We start from the raw sequence: 21,119 nt of genomic DNA on the forward strand, positions 1-21,119 counted from the left end.
GCAGCCCGCGCCATCATCCCGGCTGTCCTCGCTCTTGGACAGAGTCTCAACGTCCCCGTTCTGGCGGAATGCGCGGAAAAGCGCGATGGGATAAGGGCCGGAACCAAGGGGCGCGTGGGCGGATTTATCGGGGGGGCGGGCACTGCAGCTTTCGGCCGCGGACCGCGCGCCAGGCTCGCACTCGCAAAGGACCCGAAGGTAGTTGGCCATATGATGCAGACGTTGCGCGTCGCTGCGCGGGACCGGGAGCGCCTCGCTGAAATATTCCGTGTTGGATCGCGCTTCGGGCTGACCCTGGTCCTGGAACGTCTGGGCCTCTCGCCACGCGACACCGTAGAGGCGGACGGTGAGGCCGCCGATGAGCCCCTCAGCCGTCCCCACCGGACCCGTCTCGCACTGGAAGAGCTGGGACCCACCTTCATCAAGCTGGGTCAAATCCTGGCGACCCGCAGCGACCTTCTCCCGCCGGACTGGACCGCCGAGCTTGAACGGCTGCACAGCGGCGCCCCCACCCTTCCCTTCGAAACCCTGCGCCCTGCGGTGGAAAGCGCTTTGGGCGCTCCGCCGGAGGCGATCTTCGCCACTTTCGACCCCCAGCCGCTTGCCGCAGCGTCGATGGCGCAGGTGCACCGCGCCACGCTGCCAGACGGCCGCCCGGTCGTCCTCAAGATCCGGCGGCCCGACATTCGCGCGCGCATGGAAGCCGATCTGCGCCTTATCGCGCAATCAGCAGCCGTCGCCGAGGCGGCAAGCGCCGAGGCGCGCCGCTTCGCGCCAGTGGCCATGGTGCGACAACTCGCCGAAGCCGTGCTCGGCGAACTCGATTTCACCAATGAGGGCCGTAACGCCGACCGGCTGCGTGCCGACTTCAGCGGCGAACCGCGCGTGACGATTCCGGCCATCCACTGGCAATGGACGTCTCAAACCCTGCTCGTCATGGATTATGTGGAAGGCGTCGCGCCCAGCGATGGCCAACGTCTCGAGCGGGCAGGCATCGACCCTACCACCATCGCTGCACTTGGCGCCGACATCGTCCTGGACATGGTGCTGGTCAATGGACGCTTCCATGCCGATCCCCATCCAGGCAATCTCCTGTGCCTGCCCGGCGACAGGCTCGCGTTGCTTGACTTCGGCATGATCGGCCATGTCTCGCCGCGGCGCCGCGAAGAGTTCATCAGCTTCGTCCAGTCCTTCAACCTTGGCGATCCGGACCAGCTCGCCGACATCCTGTCGCTGTGGTCGAAGGGCGCAGAGGTTCCGCGCGAGCGGATCCGGTCGGCCGCCGAACGGCTGATCGTGCGTCATGGCGGCGAGCGGCTCGTGCTCGGCGACATGGTGGCCGACTTCATGCAGCTGATGCGCGAGGAGCGGCTGCTGATGCCGCCCGACCTGCTGTTGATCTTCAAGGCGCTAATCACCATGGACGGCGTTCTTACCGCCATTCAGCCCGGCTTCGATCTGTCCGCCGCCATGCGGCGATCGGCCCTCAGGATCGCCCGCGCGCGGCTGTCGCCCGATCATTGGGCGCCCATCCTGCAGTCCCTGGCCTGGGAAATGGCGAAGATCGGCGATGATGCGCCTCGGCTGCTTCGCGCCGCGATCGGCCGCCTGGAAGCAGATCCGGCCGCGGAACCCGCAAGCCAGCGCGATAGCCAGACCGCCGCGGCGCTGCGGAAAGGCGGGATCATGATCTCGGCCGCTCTGCTGGCGGGGTTCGCCATGCTGGCGACCGCCATCGCAATGTTCGCCGGACACTGACGCGGCGTTGCCCGAGGAAGGGACACGCCATAGGAAATAATTTCGGACGTTGGGCTCCGAAGCGCCGTTGCCGAGTTTCGTCGGCATGAAACTCCAGATCCGCGCCCACCTTGACTATCAGTTCGCCCGGCCAACCGATGTGTTGCTCCAGCTGGAGGCGGCGCGGATTCCGGAGCAGTCCGTTCTGGCGGACTCGCTCCTGCTGCCGCCATGCGACCATCTGGCGCGCGTGCCGGCTCAGGATTGCATCGGCGAGCGCGTGTGGCTGCGTATTCAGGGCCAGTTGCTCGTCGACTATGAGGCGACCGTCGAGATCAATCGCATCCTCACCGACTGCGCGATCCTCGAGAAGATACCCCCTCATCAGCTACCCGGCGAGAACGTTTAATATCTGATGGCCTCGCGCTATTGTCCGTCCGACCGCTTCCAGAGCTTTGTCGATGCGACATTCGGCACTCTGGAAGGAGGGCCGTTGCTGCTCGCCATGCGGGACTGGATCAGAGATCATCTGGCCTATGTGCCGGGTTCGAGCGATGCCGAGACCACGGCGGCCGACACCTTCATCGCCGGCAGGGCATTTGCCGGGATTATGCCCATCTACTGATCACCTTCGCCCGGGCCGCCGGCATTCCTGCACGGATCGCGAGCGTCTATGCCCTCGGCGTCGACCCGCCCGATTTCCATGCGGTCGCCGAAGTGTTCGTCGGCGGCGAATGGCATCTTCTCGACGCGACCGGCATGGCGAAGGAAGCGGTCATGGCGAAGATCGGGGTCGGTCGGGACGCCGCCGATGTCGCTTTCCTGACCGCCTTTGGCGAAGCGCGGCTCACGGCCCAGTCCGTCGAAGTGACCCCGGCCGATTAAGCTCCTTCATTCGCTCGTCTTTGAAGGGCGAAGCCGCTCACGACCGATCTGGTGGAGCAAGGGCCTGCCCGCTTCGGCGTCGGCGAGGCTCTCCAAGGTGGTCGTGGCGATCGCGCTCAGGGCTTCCTCGGTGAGGAAGGCCTGATGGCCTGTGACGATGACATTGGGAAAAGTCAGCAGACGCTGAAACAGGTCGTCCTGAACGATCTCGTTCGAGAGGTCCTCGAAGAACAGATCGGCTTCCTGCTCATAGACGTCGAGCGCCACGCCCCGCACCTTTCGGCTCTTGAGCGCTTCGACGAGGGCCGCCGTGTCGATCAGCGCGCCGCGACTGGTGTTCACGACCATGAGACCATCGCGGGCCGAAGCAAGCGCAGCGGCGTCGATGATGTGCCTGGTGTCCGGGGTCAAGGGACAGTGAAGCGTGACGATGTCGGCGCAGGCGAGCGCCTCGCCGACCGGCATGTAACGGATGCCTATATCCTCCAGCCCCTCATGCAGTACGGGGTCGCTCGCCAGAACGGTGCATCCAAAGCCGAGGCGGAGGGAACGGGCGACAAGCGCGCCGATCTCGCCTGTTCCGATCACCGCCACGGTCCGCTCGTGGAGATTACGGCCGATCAGTCCATCGAGCGCGAAATTATTCTCCCTCACTCGCGCCCAGGCGCGATGGATCTGGCGGTCGAGCGCGAGCATCAGCCCGATCGTGAACTCGGCGACCGCGTGCGGCGAATAGGCGGGGACACGCACCACAGTAATCCCGGCCTCTTCGGCGGCTTTGAGATCAACATTGTTATAACCTGCGCAGCGCAAGGCCACATATCGGGTGCCGCCTTGCGCGAGGCGCAGAATGACCGTCTTATCGACCAGATCATTGACGAAAACGCATATGGCGGGAAAACCCTCCGCCAGCGCCACCGTCGTGTCATCGAGCCGTGCTTCGAAAAAGAACGTCTCGTTGGCCGCTTCGAGAAAGCGGCGATCATAGGATTTGGTCCCGAACACGGCGACGCGCATCTTGGTCCTCAACAATTGGCCGGAGGGTGCGGCCGGCGCCGCATACTGACAGGTTCTCCAGGCAGAATACCGCCGTCAAGGGCAAGCTCGTTATATGGGACTACTAGCCCCGAAAGTCTGGAGGTTGACGATTCTGATAGGTGCTTCACTCTCAGCAAACCTGAGTGTGGCGCCCACGTTTGCTGCCCTAAAGGAATCGCAATTGACTGACGCCAGTAGATGACGGCACCTTCGTCTCTCAAGGAATACATTTTCCATCATCATCTTCAGGGAAATAGGATGGAAAAGGATGTTGAGCACCTCCCTGATGACTGCCGGCAAGAACTGGAACGTCTAACGGCCATTCTTCTGCAGGAATTTGACGAGGCGATGAGGGGCAAGCAGGCCTCGCATCGCAAAGCGGGGCGGATCCTTAAGCTGATCGCGCGGCTGCGACCTGCGGTTGCAAGTGATGGTCTCCCGGCTTTGGGCAGCATTCATGTCCTCGCCGTAGTCAATCATCGGGAGCTGGCGGACAAGGATCGCCACTGGCACTTTGCAGCAGCCCGCTTGCGGCAGGAACAAGCCATGGGCCTGATCTGCCGCTCCGTGCAGCTCGACGTCTACTGTCTGCAGGATCTCAACCGCGAACTGTCCGACGGCGTGCCGTATTTCACGGGGATCATCGACGAGGGCGTTCTCCTGTTCGAGCTGGAGAGAACACCTCTGGCGACGCCTCGAAAACTCATGCTCGGCGAACGCTGCCGGCGTGGTCACGCGGAGTTCAGCCGCTGGTATCCACGCGCCGAAGATTTTCTCTCGGGCGCACAATTCTACCGCGCTGAGGGTAATCTGCGGATGGCCGCGCTGCTGCTCCACCAGACCTGCGAACATCTTTACCAATGCATGTCCTGGACATTCACTCTGGGTGGACGGCGAACCCACAATCTCGATGAACTGCGCGCCTTGGCTGAAGACAAAAATGACGATCTGCGTACGATATGGCCGAGGACGAACAGGTTCGAGAAGCGATGCTTTGCGCTGATCCGGCGCGCTTATACCGATGCGCGCTATGAGACGACTTTCACGGTTGCGCATGATGAAATCGCCTGGGCTTTGTCCCGCGTCACCATGCTCTTCAGCCGGGTCGGAGCGCTATGCCGTGAGCATCTCTCGGTTTTGCAGTCGGTGTCGGTCGCGGAGCAGACGCCATCATTTTGTAACGGCCACCATGAGAGGGCTGCCCCGTCTTAGACGTGAGGGTTTGTCACGAAAGCGCCGCTTCCAGCGCTGCCATACCGGCTCTGTGCCGCCCTGGTTGCGCGTCTCTGAACCGATGGATGTTCAGCAATTTGAACTGCGGTGCTGGAAGTTCACGGATAGCGGGCAGCGGGAAGCTTTCCCACTCCGGATTTCCGGCTTCGAAGCTCAGGAGAAACCGTCGATCGCCAGCGTCGAGCGATGCATGAATTGCCTGCACAAGGCGATCGAGCGTTTCGACATGATCAACGTAGGTGAAGGGCTCAAAAGGCATTCCTTCGAACTGAGCCTTGAACGTGGCGCTTTGATCCTTTCGGCTAGGGCTGATCAGCTCAGCCACCGGGCGTCCGTGGCTTACGAGGGCCGCGACGAAGCCGTGACGAACTTCGTCAACCAGCCCTTCTGCGTCCAGGAGGCGCTTCACGTCGAACAGATCGCGCGGGTGCTGCCGGTCGAGCGCGGCACAAATCTTCCCGCCGAAAAGTTCGCCGTGCGAGAGGCATCGCGCCTCGACGAATGCCTCAAACCGCTCCTGTACATGGTCCGAACATGGCAAGTCGCGGAGGGGAAAGAGATGGCCGCGCAGGGTGGGGTTGACCTCCACCTTGATCTGGGTCTTGCCGCGCTGGCAGTTGAGCTTGACCTCCATCCCTTCCTGGCCCTGGCGTGTCTGGGTTACGCGGGTCGGTGGCAGGCGACGTTCGATTTCTGCCTTGATCCGAGCGAGAGCCTCACTGATCGCGAGCAAGGATTGGGCCCGGTCATGGATCGGTAGGTAGGTCAGATCGATGTCGACCGAGAGGCGCGGAAGGTCCCATTCGAACAGGTTGATCGCGGTGCCGCCTTTCAGCGCAAACACCGGCTCGGCCATGACCAGCGGCAGGACATCCAGCAAGAGACGAACCTGGTCGCGATATTGCTCAGCTGCCACCCGAAACGAGCTCCCTCGGCACGAGCAGCCTGTATTTCGGTACATAGCGCCCTAATTTCACAAGGCTGCGATCACCCGACCCCAGGTCTATCTGCTCCATCTTCAGATGACGCATGACGGGCAGTTCCGCCCGCTCCGCAAGATAGAGGAACAGGCGCCGGACCTTCACTGACGTGCACGCCTCGAGCAACGATTGCATGAGCTTGGGGCGAAGCGAGGTCATGCCCTCGACGATCTGGCCGGCCTCGACGAGATCGAATTCCTTGGGCGCAAGGTGCAGCAGCTCCAGGATCGCCCGTTCGGGCGTCGCGGTGGTCAGTGGATAGCCTTCCGGGGTTTGCTGCTCGGTGAGGCCCAACTCCTTCGGCAGGAGCTTGCTTTGCATGTGCCGAACCGCTTCCCCCCAATACGTCTGAAACCAGGCCGGCAAAACGACGTGCAGCGGGGAGAAGAGGTAGGCCCTGCCCGTCCCGAAGCGCAAATAATGGCTGTTCCCCGTCATCTCGAGAGCCGTCAGAGCGCCCACATGGACCGGGAGTTTGAGTTGCGATTGAACGCTGTACAGCGCGCCTTGCCAGGTCACGGTTTCCATGGGGCGCTTGAAAGCACCGCGGCCAAGCGACACCAGCCACTGCGATGCGGTATAGTTCTGCAGATCTTGCGCCGTCAGCCCGAGCGCCTTCAGATGCGGGCTGGTCGCCACGGTGTGCGGCTCCCAAGCGTCGAGCAGCAACCTCAATTTATCGGTTCGAGCTACCTTCATGGCATATCCTTGGCATAAATTCCAAGGTCACTCAACCCCTTGCAATTTCATGCACTAGTATGTCAGAGATATATTTGAGGCACATAATCCAATATACGGGACGCCCTCTGTCCGGAAACGACGGCCTCCAGTGCAGGCCACAGTCATGGACCTATAGCGAGGTTATGGCGGTTTATGGCTTTTTCATAAGCTAACTAATCTCCCTATAATCCCCTGCAATCCGTTGCGAATAAAGCTCGAACCGGCTATTCTCCGCTGCCAGGAGATGGCCATGCGCATCCTCAAATTTGATCTCAACACATACAACCAGACTAAGGACCTCCCGGGAGGCCCCGTCTTTGGCGTCGTTGAAGAGGAACTGGCTGACATCGAGATGTTCACCGATCAGCACGGCAATCCTACTCGCGGAGGAATGATCGGCTACGCGCTTGCTTATCTTCTGATGGCCGGCTTCGTTGGAGCGATTTTCTACCTCCTCTAAGCTTTATTCGCGAAGTTTGGGATCCTGGAAGAAACCGCGGTCGTGATCGCGGTTCACTTCCTGCTGCAGATCGGTAGAGCCCTGCACGCGCTGTCCTCGCATTGTCTGCGCAGCAGCCCGATCGCCGCTGAGTTCGGTCTTGCCCGCCTCGATGATCGCGGCGGCGCCCACATCGCCACCCCCGCCGGGGCCCGCGGGCAGACGCCCAGGTCCATGTGGCCGGTAAGACCCTCTCACGTCTGCCGCACTTGAGATGCTCGGCCGGCTTACGTCGACGAGATCCGGTTCGTGCAGACGGCCTTCGATCTCGGCCCGAATGCCGTCCTGCTTGTCGTGCATCCAGCGCGTGATCATCTCCTGGCGCACGACCCGCTGCTGATCGGTCAAGTCCGTCGCCCAAAGTTCCGGCGCATCAAGCCCAGGATTCTCGACCTGCTGGCGTCGATACCATTGCGCGAGATCCTGGCTCAGATTTTCGCTGAGTTGCATGCCATGTGTTTCCGCATAGCTGGCGTCGCGAGACAACTGCTGGGAAAGCTCCTCAAGGCGGCGGGCCGTTTCCGAATAGGACTTCGCAAGCGCCAGGGAATCTTCAGTGCTAGCCGACGCCGAAGATGTGGCCGATGCCCGGCTGAAGCTGCCGCTGCGCGAATAAGTCCCGTCGGACATCGACGCACCGGTTCCGCTTGAATGTTCGTCCCGCACGCCACTTGAGGTTGTATTGGCGCTGTCGCTGCCGCGGGTTTCCTCCGTCCCGTAGCGGAGCCCATCGATCTGGCTGCCGGATTTGGATACGCTGCCGCCAATCCCCGGCAGTCTTCCCAACGCCCCGCCGCGACCACCTGCCCGCCCCCCAGTTTGATTTCCGCCGACATTTGCAGTGACCGATCCCATGATCTGATCGTTAGTCTGGGCTTGGCGATCATGCCCCTGTGATATCCGTTGCCCCTGCGAGATCGTATCCCGCTCCTCTAGACCCTGTGTGCTGCTCCCCGTCCGCCGGTCGAATTGATCGACGGAGGTGTTAGACTGCCTCCCGCTGCTCGAATCCCATCCCGACGAGCGTTCGGTCGACGTACCAAATGCGCTGCGATTGGCATGAGTCGCGGTCAGCACCTCGGCAGCAGCATTCTCATAGGCTTGCGCCTGTCGGTGCGCCTCGCTGGCCATCTCGCGCCATTCGGCCACCGATCCTGTCGTCATGGTTGGCGTGAAGCCGAGACGCGAGATAGCGCTGGACGTGTCGAACACCTCCTGCCCGTTGCCGAACCCGTTGATCATCGCGCCATTATCCTGACGCCATCCCACGCTGGGCGCGCCTCCCATATAGCTGGGTGCCGTGGTCCACTGATCGGCCTGGCGCATGTTCGACGTCGAATTCGCCCAACTCACATTGCCATAGGCATAGTTGCCCGTCGTCTGCTCGAGTGCAGCCGCTTCCGCGGCGTTCTGGGCAGGCGCCAGCATCGACATGGACTGGCCGGCGATCGACATCGCGCCGCGCGCGAGACCCGCCGCGAGGAACGGCACGCTCATCAGCATGAAGCCCGCAATCGTCGCCGTCTCGCCGTTGACCGCGCCGATGCCGGCATAGCTGCCCAGCGTCACCCCTCCCCCGGCCACGCCATTGGCCGCGGACTCTGCCCTCGTCATGCAAATCATATGCAGGATGACGTAGAGCGGCCCCCAGGCGGCGAGATAGAAAAAGCCCATGGCATAGCCCTTGAGCGTGCCGACCCCGGTTTGCGGCATGAGGAAGAGGGGAAAAATCACAGGGAACATCGCGAAGAAGACGACGGTCAGAACGATGTTGAGGATCGGCACCCAGGCCATCGCCTGCTGCGCGATCGAACTGTAAGTGTTTCGTGCCTGAATGTCCGCCCGCGTTTGCGCGAATGTGTCGATCGCCGAGGCTCCGCTGCCGCCCGCCATACTATTTCTGGCTTGCATAAAGGCGTTGATCGCCGTGTTCTGCCTCATCGTCCCGGTAAAATCGTTTCCCGAGCCGGTGAACGCAGCGTTCACGACCGGTACGTCGTGCTTGAGCTTGTCGGCGGCCAGCGCATTGCTGAGCTTGGGATAGACTTCCTTGCCCCAGAGTGGCGCGTTCGCCTCGATCATCGGTGCCCACTGCCCATCAAGCGCCTGATAGGCCTGCCGGCAGGTGATGATGAAATTCTGGACCGTGCCATCGCCCTGCCGCTCCAGCCATTCCTGCGAGCGCGCTTCCGAGCCTGGCCCGATCGCGGCCCACAAATCGGGCGCCTTGGCGAGGTTGGTCAGCGACTTCTGGTAGAGCATCACGTCGCCGAAGACGCAGTTTTTGAAATGGTTTTCGAGGTTGGTCGAGAATTCGGCATCGCGGACCACGAAATTGCGCGTCGCGTCGAACAGCCGCGCGCCATAGACCATGCCGTTGGTCGAATAGTTGAGTTCGCTCGGCATGACGAAAACGGTCTCGGCCGTGCGGGTCAGCCAATCCCCGACCTGGGTCGTGAAACTCGCCAGTACGCCCAGACCCATCGGCACATTGTCGATCGTCGACGGCGCCAGGCTCGGGTTGATGCGATCGGTCACCTTGATGCTGACCGTCGGCACCATCAGGCAAAGATAGATCGCCGTCGCCTGGAGGAACCAGTTCATCCATGCCTTGTAGTTGAGCGTGAAGGCGACAACGAGTAGCGAGTAAATGAGGCCCATCACCATGACGACCCGCAGGAGCGAGCGATAGCCCCCTCCCCCGGACCAGGCCGCGACGGCATTGAACACGTTGACGAGATACTCGCCGCCGCCGACCGTGAAGACCTCCAGCATCGCCGCGCTCCCGCTTCAGTTCAGCCCCTGCGCGTTCAGCCCGCGCGAGAAATTGAGCGCGGAAGCCATGCCCGGCGTCATCGAGTTCTGCAGCGTCGATTCCAGCATGATGCTACGGTTGATGATCTGCATCGTCACCTGCAGCTTGTTGTTCAGTCGGACATCGCGCTGGCTAAATTTGGCGCGCGTGGCCGCGATCTGCTGCTTCCACTGAGTCGCGGTTTCCTGGTCGAAGGTCTGGTAGTGGACCTTCGCCTGCTCGACCCGGTCGAGCATATTGTCGAGCATCGCCGAGAGAAGATCGACCGCGACGATCTCGGACAGCGTCTGGATCTCACCATCGGTCAGCGCATAATGGGCATAGGCCTGAACGCTGAGAATCTTGAAGATCGGCACCGTGGCGAGATTCAGGAGCTGCTTTTCGGCCGCGTTGAGGGGGGTGTCCGAGCGTATCTTGTCGCTCATCGACTGGATCATCGCCGCGATGCGCGGGCGCAGCGCCGAGGATGCCGGAACCGACAGCGTCTGCTCGCCCACATCATAGCAGTTCTCGTCATTGCACTTGAGCATCTTGACCGGCGGCGCATCCGCCGTGCCGTCGAGCAGCGCCGTCACAACCGCTTCCTCTGCCGCCCCGAACATCACGACCTTGCCGCCGACGCTGGGGTCGGTCGACGGCGTCGTCACGACCGTGCCGACCAGCGTCATGATATATTCGGAAAATGACTGGTCGAACGCCCCGAACTTGGCCGACTTCCTGAGCGCCTCCCAGGTATAATTGTGGGGCTCGCCGACCAGCTGGTCCTTCATCGATGCGTCGCTATTGCCCGCAATCGTGGAATCGCGGCGATTGCCGTTGTTGCAGCCCTGGCGGGAAGCGGCCCAGTCGGAGAACACCCCCTGACTGTTGCCGACCGCTTCGCAGATCGTCGCCCTTGTCGTCTCCATTTGAGGCCAGATGCCGCCGACAAGGGCCTGGGCGGTTTCGCAGCTCGAGATGTTCATCTGATTGAGAAGCTGCGCTTTCTGGCTGAACTCGTCCATCACCTTGCCGATCTCAGGCGAGACGGAGTCGATCGCGAGTTTGAACGCGAACCCAAGCGCATTGTTGGCCGTCGCCTTCAGCATCGCGACGATCTCCGACGCGTTGATGAACGAGAAGCTTCCCGCGAAGAGGTCGATGCCGCCGCAGCCGGCGCGCGCGCTCGGAAGCTGCAAATTGAACGGCTGCACGCTCTTTTGCGGAAAGCGCGTCCAGACATTGCCGAGCGAATAGTAGCCGGCCGACTGTCCCTGGAATGCCGATGGGCCGGTGACATTGGCCGCACCGCCCGCGTCCGAGAAGAAATTGTTCATCTGCGAGGCAACGTCGGCGCGCGCCACGCCGCAACACGCGAGATTGAGCGCGGCGACCATTGCCATCGCGGCGCCTGCCGAGCGCAGGAAGGCGCGCGCGCGCCCTTTGCGAGAACCCTGTTCCATCAGTAATCGCTCCCCACCTTGGTGTTCGTGAGCGTGAAGATCCGGTCCATGATCTCATCCGCGCTCAAGATGCCGTAGCCGACCGGAATGGTGCGCTTTGTCACCGTGTCGAACAGGACGAGCGCCGGTGTTTCATTGCCCGGCACGCCCATTCGCGCCCGCTGACCGGAATCGACGACATAGTTCGGGAACTCGCGGCTCGGCCCGCCGTCCATCGACACGGCCATCACCGCCATGCGGTGGCTGTCGGTTACCGAACGCAGGATCGGTGCAAACAACTCGCAGGCACCGCAGCTCTGGGCGTAGAAATAGAACAGCCCGTAACGCTGACCAAGATTGGTGAGCACCGCGTCGCGGTCAGCCTTGCGATTGTCGAGCCAAGCCCGCTTGCCCACCGTCGAGACCGGTCTTTGCAGCGTGTAGTCGATATCCGGATTCTGCCACAGCGCGCGCTGCCACGTGTCGGAGAAGGTCGACGCGCGGTCGAGCTGTTCGCGCTGGAAGCGGACATAGGCGATGACGTTCTCCTCCGACGGTTCGAGGATTGCCTTGGCCTTCAGTTCATCGAGTTGCCGCGTGATCGCCGCCATGCGGTCGACGGCACTCTGCTGAGGCGGTGCAGTCTGCGCTTCGCGCGACGCAGCCTTCGGCCTGTCGCAATAGAACCATTGGCCGAGCTTTCGCTCGCCGCAGTAGAAGTCGTCAGGCCTGCTCTGCTCGACCCCATCGGAGGACGGCGGAGCCTCTTCGGCCATGAGCGGTGCAGCCAGACCGAGCCCAAGGGTGACCAGCATCGAAAGTCTAGCGATCATAGACATCGCTGATCGTCCTTTCATCGACTGAGGGAGAATGCGCGGAGGATTGGCTGGACAGTGCGATGGTTGGCCCGCCGTCCCAGGCTGAGAAGTGGACGCAGCAATCGGCAGTGCGGGGAGGTGGAGCGCCACAACGATGGGGCTGCGCTGCCGCTGGGGGCGGCATGATGATGAGGAACGGCATGGTCCTATGTCCTGGGGCTGGTACTGCGGCTCAGCGGCAAGAAGACAAGTTGTCCCTCTCACTTGCCGTGAAGGTCGTAATAGTTCTGAATCTTCTGCTGGATGTCGGTCATGGTCTGGACCTCATCGGGCAGCTTGGCCGCATCCATGAAGTCCGCATAGACTTCGGTGAAATCCATCACCGACAGGTCGAGACGGGAAAACTCGTCGATCGTGAATCCGAGGCATTGCTCCTTCTTGGCGGTGCCCCAGGCCTTGCCAAGCTGAGGGCGGCCCTGCTCCTGGAGCACGCGGCTGAGCTTGCTTTCGAAGCAGCAATAGGCGGTGCGCCGCGTGCTGCAGATGCCAAGGAAGCTCGACGAACAGTAAGTGCCCAGATTGTGGCACAGGCCCATGCGGTCCTTGATGTCGAGCTTCATCTCGTCCTGTGAGCAGGCAAACAACGTGAGGAACGGCGTCGCCAGCGCGGCGATCGCGGCCGGTCCTCCCGCCAGCGCCGCGGCGCCGGCACCGACGGTGAGGAGACCCGACGTCTTGCCCGCGCAGCAGTTGATCAGACCGAAGACCGGCTTGTGGCAGGTCTCGCGATTGCCCTTGAAGACCGTGAAATTAGTCTCGTCGAACTCTTGGCCCGCCTGGTCGATCGAATGGAGAGCGACCAGCGCATCCTTGAATTCGGTCGATGCCTCGCGCACGATCGGCTCGCAGTCGCCGTTGATGCAATAGACGTCGTCGCCGCAGATATATTGGGGCGCATCGCTCGTGCCGCCTGACGGCGTGGGGCACTTGTAGACCCGGTTCTCGACCTTGCACGGGCCGCCGTCGGGCTCCTCGTCCAGGCATTCGGTCCTGAGATAGGTGCAGCTTCCGTTCGCCTCGAGATCACCGCAGTCATTGGCGGATGAAATACGGTGGCACTGATAGGTTCGCTGCCACGCCCAGCAGGGCTGGGTCACGGGAACGCCATTGACGATCCTGGTCACCGGATCGCTCGAGGTGCAAACCTCCGTCTCGAGCGTGCAGTTCGCGTCAGCGGCGTTGGCTGCACACAATCCTTCGTTGCGCGTCACGACTGGAACTGCCGGCTCGTCCTGCCTGGTCAGCCAATAGTTGCCGGTCGAGAGCACATAGCCCGGATGATATTCGCCCGGCGTGATCCCCTGCGCTTCGGAAGTGCATTTGACCTCGACGGCGGTATGGCCAAGGCTCTTGCAGTTGGGCGCCGCTGTATAGCCATAGGCGCTCATATTGTCGCAATAGTCGATGACTCGGCTTTCCCAGCAGACCCCCGATGCGATCTCGTCGTCGAATGCCGCGCGGGCGGGATAGGGGCCGCCGTCAGTCGGCAGGAAGCTCAGCCGGCCCGTATAATAGGTGTAGACGGTCCTGGGCTCGGCACGAACATCGAGGGTGACGTCGCAGGTCCGCGCCTCCGTGGTGACCTTGCTGCCGGCGTTGCAGCTCGTCTCATAATAGCCCGCACTGCCGGTCGTGGTCGGTAGCGGCACGCAAGTCCCCTTGGTCCCTCCCATCGTCTCGCCGGCGAGATAGGTCGACGGGTCGTTCTCGACGGATGTCGCGCGCGCTGTGGTCGAAAGGATTTCGGAATTGCTGAATGTGGCCCGGGTGCGATCGGCATCGGTCGTGATCCGGTACTGTTCGTTCGACGACTTGGCCGACTGGGCAGCCGCCTCGAGCTTTTCCGGATCATCGAAATAGGAGCCCTCGGGCAGGCTCGTGCCCGAATAGCCCGGCACCGCGGCCGCCTGAGCCTCGTTCGACGGCACGAGCGTCGAATCGTTGCGTTTCTCGGTGCCGAGCGCCTTTCCTTCCTGCCGGGCCTCGTCGAGCGTCATCTGCCCCATCGCCGGCGATGCCATCGCCAGTGCCGTAAGCAGCGCAGCCGAGACGAGCGCTCGCCTCATCGGGCAGCCTTGCGCATGTTGGAAAGACCGACGGCGGCAATTCGCGCGCCAGGCCCATGGCCATCGGCGAACTGCTCGAGCGCATATTCCACCGAGACGTTGCCGACGATGCGGTCATATGGCGGCACCTTGGTCTGGCAGGAAAATCCGGCGCAGAGGTCGAAGTCCGACGAGACCGCGACATAGGTCGGCACCGCCTGCACATCGAAAGCGCGGAACAGGCGGGGATCGATGCCGACATTGGCGAAATCGTCCTGCCGGTCGACGATCTTGCCGAGGCGGGTCGCGAATTCCTTCATCGAATTGTTCGGAAATCCGCGGAAGACGACCACGCCGCCGGCCTTGGCGGTATCGGTGATCAGCTTCTTGAGTGACTGCGGCGGCATCGAGAGGCTGGCGAAGACGATAAGCTGGGGCGCCTCCCCCTTGCCCGCCGTCGCGTTCGACGCGGCTCCGGCCACGATCTCGTCGAAGTCGACGGGACCGGCGGGGCCCTTGGGCAGGTCGCTCTTCGCAACGCGCTGCATGTTGGCCATGCCGACCTCGCGCGACTGGGCCGCCTCCTCGCGGAAAGCATCGCCCCTGTCCTTCACCTGGTTGACGAAAGCCTCGGCGTCGGCCTGGAGATCGGCCGAGCGCTGCTTGATCGCCTGGACGTCGATCCCGTCGACGTTCTGCGCGAGCAGAGCCGACATGCCGGCAATGGTGAGGATGGCAGCGGGAGCCCAGAGTAATGCGCGCATCGACAGGCCTCCTAGAGCACGCAGCAATTGCGCTTGCGCCACACAAGGTAGCCCATGTCCTCGCCTGCGGCGGGATAGGCACGGCCTGCGTCAGGCGGCATGGTGGATGCCCCGATCGCGGAGCAGGCGAAGCGGCCGCTCACCGTCGGAATCGGATTGACCATCTGGAAGCGGTATTGCTGCTTGCGCATGATCGGCATGAGATACTTCTTGCAGAGCCCCGCCGACCCCATCGTCCCCCAGGCCAAAGCCTCGCGGTGCATCTTGTAGGCGAAGCGCGACAGAGCGAGCCGCGACGACTGCACATGCCCGATCGAGGACGGGACGTTGCCGTTCAGCGGATACATGCTGCCTTGGCACCCCGCGCACCAGAACAGCGGATCGAGCGGCAGATGGACGGTGCCCGCGATGCAGTCGCCGGCACAGGCGACCTGCGCGATCGGATTGGCGAAGACGATCGCTTCCGGGTTGATCAGCGCCGTGAGCGAATCGTCCTGCCAGAGCGGATCGATCTCGGTCATGTACGCGATGTCGAAGCTCGCCTGCTCGAAGCAGACGAAGTCGGTCAGGATCTCCATCCAGTAGAGCAGCGGATAGACATACCAATGGACGTGCCACTTCGCGGTGCTCTGAGACCGCCCGCCCACCATCGAGGGGCCCGTGAGGTAGCCCTGCCCGATGTCGAAACCCGGCGCGATACGCATTCCGCCAAGGTTCGGGAAGCACCAGGGCTTCATCGTGACGTCGGCAAGGCGCGCGGGTTCCCAGAAGCCGACGGCGATGCCGATCCGCGGAATGGGACTGCCGCACAGGCAAATGGGCGAGGCGGGATTGGAGGTATCTGGCCGGCTACTCGGCCAGATCTTGAGACCGCCCACCGACAAGGGGAAGAGACAGGACCAGCAGACGTCGGTGATCGGGTTGACGAATTTTCCGTGACAGGTCGGCCCGGCCGCCTCTGCGCTCGGCGCGAGGATGAAGGCGGCGATCATCATCACGAGCAGCCGCAAAGGGGATCGAACGGCGCGCATCACAGATCCTCCCCGGCGGCTTCGAAAAATGCGCTGTCGGCGCGGTGCTTGCGCGCGAGGTAGAGCGCGGTGGTCAGCAGTGCCGCGACGAGCAGCGCGGCGATCGCGCAGGGCGCCGCCCGGCCGAGCAGGGCGAGCAAGGGCTCCAGGGCCAGCACGCTGGCGCCAAGCGACAGGCACAATATCTGCCAGATTCGCCGCAGACGCCTAAGATCGGCGGTCTCGGGCGCCGCCATCGGCGTGCGGAGCAAGTCGAGCCACAGCGGCATCAGCTGGTTCCTCCCGCCTTGAGGACGACCTCGGTGACTTTCATGACCTTGCCCGCCTGGGCAACGACCGCGGGCGTGTGTTCGATGCCAAAGCGCGCGGTGAGCTTGCCTTCCTGGTCGAAGTAGAAGCGCCGCTTCTTCGCGGTCATCTGCTCGATCGGCGAGCCGGCGACGAAGATGATTTTGGCGTGCAAGTCGGTGTAGCGCGTCGTCGCCCAGGCAAGCTGCCCGGCGTCATCGCCATCGATGAAAACCAGGTCCTGCCGGATCGCGACGAAATCGAGCGGGTTGATCCGCTGGCCCTTGGCGGCAATCAGATTGCCTTTCTGGTCGCGAATGTCGCGTTCCATCGTGATCGAAGGGTCAAAGTCCCAGCTTCGGGCGGCACGAGCGGGCGTAATGCCCGACACGGGATCGGGCCGGCGGACCTTGGCCTCGACGCGTTTGGCGAACATCTCGTTCGTCCGCGCGAGCTCGCCGCTCGCCTCGGCGCGCTTCAGGCGATTCTCGATCGTGGAAAGCAGATCGGGCTCGACCACCGGGAAGGTCTGTGCCGCCTGGCCATAGTCCTTCGCTTCGGAGCGCATGGGGCCGACGAGGACCAGCCCCCCGGCCGTCGCCGCAAGGGCAAGGCCGCCTGTAACAAGCATCCTCACAGGATGGCCTCCCCGGTTCCGATGACCTGGCGCGCGCAGACGAAGCCGATCTCGGCGTAGCGGCTGTCGAAGCCATCCTTGTGCGGCGTCGCCGCGAAATAGCATCCCGGCGGAACGCGGCCGGTGGCCCCCGGCGCCAGCGGCTCACCGAACCGCGTGAACGGCTTCATCCGCGCGACAATGCGCCCGTTGACGGCAACCTCGCGGCCCGTATGGCTGATGGTGTCGCCGGGCATGCCGTAGACGATCTTGCCGAACATCCGGGGCTTCGCGCCGAAATGACGGCGCAGGAGCGCGCTCTGCGGCGGATCGAAAAACAGATAGTCGCCGCGCGCGGGAAGCTTGTGCCGCTGGATCAGAAAGGCCCAGTTCGGCAGCGAATCCGTCGTGTTGATCAGCAAAAGGTGGTCGCTGCGCCATGTGGCAATCGCGCTCAGGACGATGCTACCGACGACGAACAGGCCGAAGAGCTGCCAGAGCCGCGTGCGCGGCCGCCAAGACGCGGCCGGCCCGGTGGCAGGTTTACTGGCCGCCGCTGCCATCGGGGCCTCCGAAGGTCGATACCTGCGCCGCGGGCGGCGCATATTGCGGAACCGATTGTTGCTGCATCGGCGCGGCCATGCCCTGAGCTGCCATCATCGGATCGATCGGCGCCGATGCTCCCGGCACCTGGCCCTGCATCTGCCCGGACATCCGAGGGTCAAGTTGCGGTTGGGCCGCCGACAGCGCTTGGGCCTGGGCACTCAGCCGCTCGAGCTCCTCGGCTGACGCCTGGCGCGGACGGGCGACGCCCGAGGCATAGACAGCGTTCTTCAGGCTGTCGGTGATGTCCGGGACGTTCTTGGTGAGCACGGCCTCGCCGACGAGGACGATCTGACCGCTGGCGCTGCGCCGCTGCAGTTCCTTGTCGAGCGATGCCATGAAGGTGCGCATCTCGGCCTCGACCTGCGCCGGAGGGGATGTCGAGCGCGCCTGCGCCTGGACATATTCGCCGACGATCGACGACAGCCGCGCGGAGACGATATGATCCTGCTTCGGCGTCACGAGCAGCTTGGTGACCCACATGCCCCAGACGATGGCGACGAGAAGGATAAGGCCGCCGAGGATCTGCATCCGGCTGAAGCCGGCGAAGAAGGTCCGTCTTGTCCGCGCTGGCGCCGGCGGCGAAGCCGGAGGCGCGGGAAAGTCGAGTTCGGGTTGCTCAGCCATGGCGCGGGTCTCCCTGCGATCGGGCCGGCGGCATGATCCTGTCCCGCCGCAGAACGATGAGCCCTACGGAGAGGATGAGATGGGCCATAGCGGCGATGGTCTTGAACGAAGCCACGCGGGCCGAAGTGGCCATGACGTAGCGGGCGGTGAGGTTGTTGAGCTGATTCATCAGCCCGTCGAGCGTGAAGCCCCCGATCGCCAGGAAGAAGAGCGCGAAGAGGCCCCAGGTCATCAGCAGGGTCGCGACGAGGAAACCTGCGAAGTGCAGCGCGAAATACAGGCTTGCACGCACATCGATGGGGTTTGCGCCCCGCACTTCGATCCTGGACTCCGGGCTCCTTCTCGCCATGATCTACTCCGCCGCCTGCGCGAGCTCGGCGTCGCCGTGCGACGCCCATTTCTCGGGATTGTCGGGGAACGCGACCCGCTCGATCGCCTCGTCCATGCTGAGGCCCTGGGCGACGAGGTCCTCGATCGCGGCATAGACGGCGGGGCTCGACGAGTAGACCGTGGACGAAAAGGGATCCAGCACCAGGCGGCCGACAGCCAGCGTCTCGGGTCCCTTGATCAGGATGTCGGAATATTCGCGGCCGTTGATCTTGAGCGAGCGCAGCAGCGCATCGGTATAATCGTCCATCTCGAAGCGATCGTGCTTCTTGAAATCCGCGATGGTCTCGGGTTTCTGCTGGAGGATCACGAACCAGTCGCTATTCTCGAGCGCGGCGACCGAGCCCGCCGACTTGTAATAGTCGTTGAGCGACTGGGTCGCCGTCACCAGCGAGGCGCCATATTTGCGGCAGGTGCGCGCATAGGTCTCGATAAAGTCGGCCATCGCACCGCCGCGCAGCATCTGCCACGCCTCGTCGAGCAGCAGCGCCTTGGGGATCGAACGATCGATCTTGCGCATCATCTGCTGCGACATGAACATGATCGCGGTGAGGACGACGCTCCTCAGCTCCTCGCGCGAGGAAAGGTCCGAAAGCTCGAAGACGGTGAGCTGCGCCGACAGCTCGAACGACACCTCCCCCTGGAAGAAGCGGCCATAGGTGCCGCCGCTCGAGAAGGGCCGCATGGCGATGCCGAGGTCGCTCGCCTGGTGGTTGCCCGTCGCATCGAGCGCGGCGATCACATCGTCGATCGAGCCGCCCCTGCCCTTCTCTTCCCAGACCGAATTGACTGCGCCGTCGATCAGGCCGCGCTCGGTGTCGTTCAGCCGGTCGATATGCCGCGACATCTGGTTCACGATCGCCTTCAGCATGGCCATGCAATCTAGCAGATAGTCCTCGTCCGTCTTCGCCAGCTCCTCGTCGATCATGCTGAAGGGGTTGAGGCAGAAGCCCGAGCCAAGCGTGAACTCGACGAAAGCTCCGCCCTGCAGCTTGGCCGAATGCTCGAAGGAGCGGCCGTCGTCGATCACGACCACGCGCGCGCCAGCGCCGCACAGCGAAGCGCACAGCTCCTGCAGCGTCACCGACTTGCCCGAACCGGACTTGCCGACCACCGCGACATTGTGGTTGCCCGCCTTGTTCTCGAAGGGGCTCCAGAAATAGGGCTGGCCGCGCCGCCCGATCAGCATCAGGTGCGGCACATGGCTACCCAGAAACTCGCCCTGGATCGGCGCGAGATTGGCGGCCGTCGTCGTGAGCAGCGTGCGCATCCGCTTCATGCGCTCGAGATCGCGGGCGAGGCCGTTGGCCATCGTCATGGGCATCGCGCAGAGCAGCCCCATGATCTGCAGATAGCGATCGTCGAGAAGGTCCCAGCCTGCGGCCCGGTAGACCGACTTCAGCACCCGCTCGTTGGCATCGCCTCTGCCCTTGGGAGAGAAGGACGTAACGCTGAAAAACACCCGCACGAGCTTGCGGCCTTGCCGGATTTCGTCGTTCACATAGCGCCATTCCTGGCTCTGGTCCTTGAGCTGCGGCAGGAAGCGCGACGATTTGGAATCGGCGAGACTGGTCGTCCGCATGAACTTGAAGCTGGCCTTGTTGCTCGAGGCCATGGGATCAGGAAATTCGACACAGAGGTTGGTCGCGACCGGGCACGGCATCCTGAGTTTGTCGGTGAACATATCGCCGATGAGGCGCGCGACATCCCAGGGCGCCCAGCGCGCCGGCAGATTGCGGACCGAGAAGGAGCGAACGTCGAAGACATCGGGCAGGATCTCGCCGATCTCCGGCGCTTCATCGATCGTCTTGCCGGTGGGGCGGAAACGCTCGGTCCGCAGCAGCATGCGGTCGGGCTCGACATGCAGTTCGACGTCGCGGCGGATGGCCTGATCGGCAATCGGATCGAGCGGATTGTAGCTGACAACGTCCTCGCCGGCCGCAGTCGTCGGCGAAGTGATGTCGTCGATCCAGGCGATCAGCGCCGGCGGATCCATCCGTCTCGCCGAGACATTGATCGACGCCAGCGCCGAGATGAGACCGTCCAAGACCGCCACGATCTCCTCGACCGTGACGCTCGAAGTTTCGGGTGTCGAATAGGAGATCGCGACCCGGTGGTTGCGCAGCGAGAAGGGAGCGTCGGCCGACAGCGATTTCCAGACGCCGTCGGTCAGGAAATCGACGCGGTGCTTCGCCATCCGCTCATAGACGCCGCGCGCCGAGTAGCGCGGCAGATACCATTTCGAGAGGCGCTCGCCGATCCGCGGGCTCATCCACTGATGGAATTGCAGGCAGCCCGGCGCGGGGATCGCTTCCGACAGGAACTGGGTGAGGATCTCGCCGGTCCGCTCATCGGCGCCGACGAGTGGCGCCGCCTCGATCACGAATCCCCGCGAGGCGCTGTTGTAGAATATCCCGGTCTTGGGATCGTAGCTTCGATAGGGCAGCCAGTGCGCCAGCATCGGCACGCCGAGGTCCGGCCGATCGGCATCCGGCCGCTTCGCGTCGCCGAGGATTCCGGCAAGCAGGCTCTCGAAGAAGCCGCCTGCCATC

At 63.2% G+C, this 21,119-nt stretch carries 18 protein-coding genes and 1 pseudogene; 4 read left to right on the forward strand and 15 right to left on the reverse strand.

What is annotated here, in order from left to right:
- Positions 1 to 210: 210 nt before the first annotated feature.
- Both ENE74_RS14565 and ENE74_RS14570 read left to right on the forward strand, forming a co-directional pair.
- Positions 211 to 1,758 carry an ABC1 kinase family protein gene (locus tag ENE74_RS14565; protein ID WP_127691668.1) on the forward strand — a complete coding sequence of 516 codons (1,548 nt, stop codon included), beginning with the start codon at positions 211 to 213 and terminating at the stop codon, positions 1,756 to 1,758.
- Positions 1,759 to 1,843: 85 nt separating this feature from the next.
- A pseudogene (locus ENE74_RS14570) lies at positions 1,844 to 2,622 on the forward strand (transglutaminase-like domain-containing protein).
- Positions 2,623 to 2,628: 6 nt separating this feature from the next.
- On the opposite strand, the gene ENE74_RS14575 reads toward ENE74_RS14570, so the two are convergent.
- Positions 2,629 to 3,639, reverse strand: coding sequence for a 2-hydroxyacid dehydrogenase (locus ENE74_RS14575; RefSeq protein WP_127691669.1), 1,011 nt, complete (start codon positions 3,637 to 3,639; stop codon positions 2,629 to 2,631).
- A gap of 219 nt (positions 3,640 to 3,858) precedes the next feature.
- Here ENE74_RS14575 and ENE74_RS14580 point away from each other — a divergent pair, with 219 nt between their 5' ends.
- Positions 3,859 to 4,872, forward strand: coding sequence for a HEPN domain-containing protein (locus ENE74_RS14580; protein ID WP_127691670.1), 1,014 nt, complete (start codon positions 3,859 to 3,861; stop codon positions 4,870 to 4,872).
- A gap of 13 nt (positions 4,873 to 4,885) precedes the next feature.
- Here ENE74_RS14580 and ENE74_RS14585 read toward each other — a convergent pair whose 3' ends face one another.
- Together ENE74_RS14585 and ENE74_RS14590 are read right to left on the reverse strand one after the other, a co-directional pair.
- Complete coding sequence (locus ENE74_RS14585; RefSeq protein ID WP_127691671.1) at positions 4,886 to 5,809, reverse strand: nucleotidyl transferase AbiEii/AbiGii toxin family protein; 924 nt, start codon at positions 5,807 to 5,809, stop codon at positions 4,886 to 4,888.
- Positions 5,799 to 6,572: a type IV toxin-antitoxin system AbiEi family antitoxin gene (locus ENE74_RS14590; protein WP_127691672.1), complete on the reverse strand. Its 774-nt coding sequence runs from the start codon at positions 6,570 to 6,572 to the stop codon at positions 5,799 to 5,801. The genes ENE74_RS14585 and ENE74_RS14590 overlap by 11 nt, the downstream gene beginning before the upstream one ends.
- 271 nt (positions 6,573 to 6,843) lie before the next feature.
- Between ENE74_RS14590 and ENE74_RS14595 the strand changes: the two genes are divergently transcribed.
- Positions 6,844 to 7,053: a hypothetical protein gene (locus tag ENE74_RS14595; RefSeq protein ID WP_026149934.1), complete on the forward strand. Its 210-nt coding sequence runs from the start codon at positions 6,844 to 6,846 to the stop codon at positions 7,051 to 7,053.
- A gap of 3 nt (positions 7,054 to 7,056) precedes the next feature.
- Here ENE74_RS14595 and ENE74_RS14600 read toward each other — a convergent pair whose 3' ends face one another.
- The 12 genes from ENE74_RS14600 to traC all read right to left on the reverse strand — a co-directional run bounded on the left by ENE74_RS14600 (position 7,057) and on the right by traC (position 21,118).
- Positions 7,057 to 9,867 (reverse strand): conjugal transfer protein TraG N-terminal domain-containing protein, encoded by a 2,811-nt coding sequence (locus ENE74_RS14600; RefSeq protein ID WP_127691673.1) that lies wholly within the window; start codon positions 9,865 to 9,867, stop codon positions 7,057 to 7,059.
- Positions 9,868 to 9,882: 15 nt separating this feature from the next.
- A complete protein-coding gene (locus ENE74_RS14605) occupies positions 9,883 to 11,289 on the reverse strand; it encodes a conjugal transfer protein TraH (RefSeq protein ID WP_420902597.1) in 1,407 nt (468 codons plus the stop codon).
- A 59-nt stretch (positions 11,290 to 11,348) separates the two neighbouring features.
- The gene (locus ENE74_RS14610) at positions 11,349 to 12,167 is read right to left on the reverse strand and encodes a conjugal transfer protein TraF (RefSeq protein WP_127691674.1); all 819 of its coding nucleotides are present in this window, start codon (positions 12,165 to 12,167) and stop codon (positions 11,349 to 11,351) included.
- 239 nt (positions 12,168 to 12,406) lie between these two features.
- Positions 12,407 to 14,272, reverse strand: a complete 1,866-nt coding sequence (locus ENE74_RS14615; protein ID WP_127691675.1) for a conjugal transfer protein TraN — start codon at positions 14,270 to 14,272, stop codon at positions 12,407 to 12,409.
- Positions 14,269 to 15,015 carry a type-F conjugative transfer system pilin assembly protein TrbC gene (trbC, locus tag ENE74_RS14620; protein WP_127691676.1) on the reverse strand — a complete coding sequence of 249 codons (747 nt, stop codon included), beginning with the start codon at positions 15,013 to 15,015 and terminating at the stop codon, positions 14,269 to 14,271. Before trbC ends, ENE74_RS14615 begins: the two co-directional genes overlap by 4 nt.
- Before the next feature lie 11 nt (positions 15,016 to 15,026).
- Complete coding sequence (gene traU / locus ENE74_RS14625) at positions 15,027 to 16,046, reverse strand: conjugal transfer pilus assembly protein TraU (RefSeq protein ID WP_127691677.1); 1,020 nt, start codon at positions 16,044 to 16,046, stop codon at positions 15,027 to 15,029.
- Positions 16,046 to 16,315, reverse strand: coding sequence for a hypothetical protein (locus ENE74_RS14630; RefSeq protein ID WP_127691678.1), 270 nt, complete (start codon positions 16,313 to 16,315; stop codon positions 16,046 to 16,048). The genes traU and ENE74_RS14630 overlap by 1 nt, the downstream gene beginning before the upstream one ends.
- Entirely contained in the window at positions 16,315 to 16,965 is a 651-nt protein-coding gene (gene traW / locus ENE74_RS14635; protein WP_127691747.1) for a type-F conjugative transfer system protein TraW, read from the reverse strand. Before traW ends, ENE74_RS14630 begins: the two co-directional genes overlap by 1 nt.
- 2 nt (positions 16,966 to 16,967) lie before the next feature.
- The gene (locus ENE74_RS14640; protein ID WP_127691679.1) at positions 16,968 to 17,513 is read right to left on the reverse strand and encodes a S26 family signal peptidase; all 546 of its coding nucleotides are present in this window, start codon (positions 17,511 to 17,513) and stop codon (positions 16,968 to 16,970) included.
- Positions 17,494 to 18,180 carry a type-F conjugative transfer system protein TrbI gene (locus tag ENE74_RS14645; RefSeq protein WP_127691680.1) on the reverse strand — a complete coding sequence of 229 codons (687 nt, stop codon included), beginning with the start codon at positions 18,178 to 18,180 and terminating at the stop codon, positions 17,494 to 17,496. The genes ENE74_RS14640 and ENE74_RS14645 overlap by 20 nt, the downstream gene beginning before the upstream one ends.
- Positions 18,173 to 18,529, reverse strand: a complete 357-nt coding sequence (locus tag ENE74_RS14650; RefSeq protein WP_127691681.1) for a hypothetical protein — start codon at positions 18,527 to 18,529, stop codon at positions 18,173 to 18,175. Before ENE74_RS14650 ends, ENE74_RS14645 begins: the two co-directional genes overlap by 8 nt.
- 3 nt (positions 18,530 to 18,532) lie before the next feature.
- Positions 18,533 to 21,118 carry a type IV secretion system protein TraC gene (gene traC, locus ENE74_RS14655; RefSeq protein WP_127691682.1) on the reverse strand — a complete coding sequence of 862 codons (2,586 nt, stop codon included), beginning with the start codon at positions 21,116 to 21,118 and terminating at the stop codon, positions 18,533 to 18,535.
- Between the last annotated feature and the right edge of the window lies 1 nt (position 21,119).

The sequence above is a fragment of the Sphingobium algorifonticola genome (assembly GCF_004005485.1).
Taxonomy (GTDB): domain Bacteria; phylum Pseudomonadota; class Alphaproteobacteria; order Sphingomonadales; family Sphingomonadaceae; genus Sphingobium; species Sphingobium algorifonticola.

Excerpts from the sequence above, each read along its gene's own strand:
- ENE74_RS14630 (WP_127691678.1), bottom strand. The coding sequence starts at position 16,315 with ATGCCGCTGTGGCTCGACTTGCTCCGCACGCCGATGGCGGCGCCCGAG.
- ENE74_RS14605 (WP_420902597.1), bottom strand. The coding sequence starts at position 11,289 with ATGGCAATGGTCGCCGCGCTCAATCTCGCGTGTTGCGGCGTGGCGCGC.
- ENE74_RS14610 (WP_127691674.1), bottom strand. The coding sequence starts at position 12,167 with ATGTCTATGATCGCTAGACTTTCGATGCTGGTCACCCTTGGGCTCGGT.
- ENE74_RS14565 (WP_127691668.1), top strand. The coding sequence starts at position 211 with ATGATGCAGACGTTGCGCGTCGCTGCGCGGGACCGGGAGCGCCTCGCT.
- ENE74_RS14590 (WP_127691672.1), bottom strand. The coding sequence starts at position 6,572 with ATGAAGGTAGCTCGAACCGATAAATTGAGGTTGCTGCTCGACGCTTGG.
- ENE74_RS14600 (WP_127691673.1), bottom strand. The coding sequence starts at position 9,867 with ATGCTGGAGGTCTTCACGGTCGGCGGCGGCGAGTATCTCGTCAACGTG.
- ENE74_RS14575 (WP_127691669.1), bottom strand. The coding sequence starts at position 3,639 with ATGCGCGTCGCCGTGTTCGGGACCAAATCCTATGATCGCCGCTTTCTC.
- ENE74_RS14580 (WP_127691670.1), top strand. The coding sequence starts at position 3,859 with ATGACGGCACCTTCGTCTCTCAAGGAATACATTTTCCATCATCATCTT.
- ENE74_RS14595 (WP_026149934.1), top strand. The coding sequence starts at position 6,844 with ATGCGCATCCTCAAATTTGATCTCAACACATACAACCAGACTAAGGAC.
- ENE74_RS14645 (WP_127691680.1), bottom strand. The coding sequence starts at position 18,180 with ATGGCTGAGCAACCCGAACTCGACTTTCCCGCGCCTCCGGCTTCGCCG.
- traC (WP_127691682.1), bottom strand. The coding sequence starts at position 21,118 with ATGGCAGGCGGCTTCTTCGAGAGCCTGCTTGCCGGAATCCTCGGCGAC.
- ENE74_RS14640 (WP_127691679.1), bottom strand. The coding sequence starts at position 17,513 with ATGGCAGCGGCGGCCAGTAAACCTGCCACCGGGCCGGCCGCGTCTTGG.
- ENE74_RS14650 (WP_127691681.1), bottom strand. The coding sequence starts at position 18,529 with ATGGCGAGAAGGAGCCCGGAGTCCAGGATCGAAGTGCGGGGCGCAAAC.
- ENE74_RS14615 (WP_127691675.1), bottom strand. The coding sequence starts at position 14,272 with ATGAGGCGAGCGCTCGTCTCGGCTGCGCTGCTTACGGCACTGGCGATG.
- trbC (WP_127691676.1), bottom strand. The coding sequence starts at position 15,015 with ATGCGCGCATTACTCTGGGCTCCCGCTGCCATCCTCACCATTGCCGGC.
- traU (WP_127691677.1), bottom strand. The coding sequence starts at position 16,046 with ATGCGCGCCGTTCGATCCCCTTTGCGGCTGCTCGTGATGATGATCGCC.
- traW (WP_127691747.1), bottom strand. The coding sequence starts at position 16,965 with ATGCTTGTTACAGGCGGCCTTGCCCTTGCGGCGACGGCCGGGGGGCTG.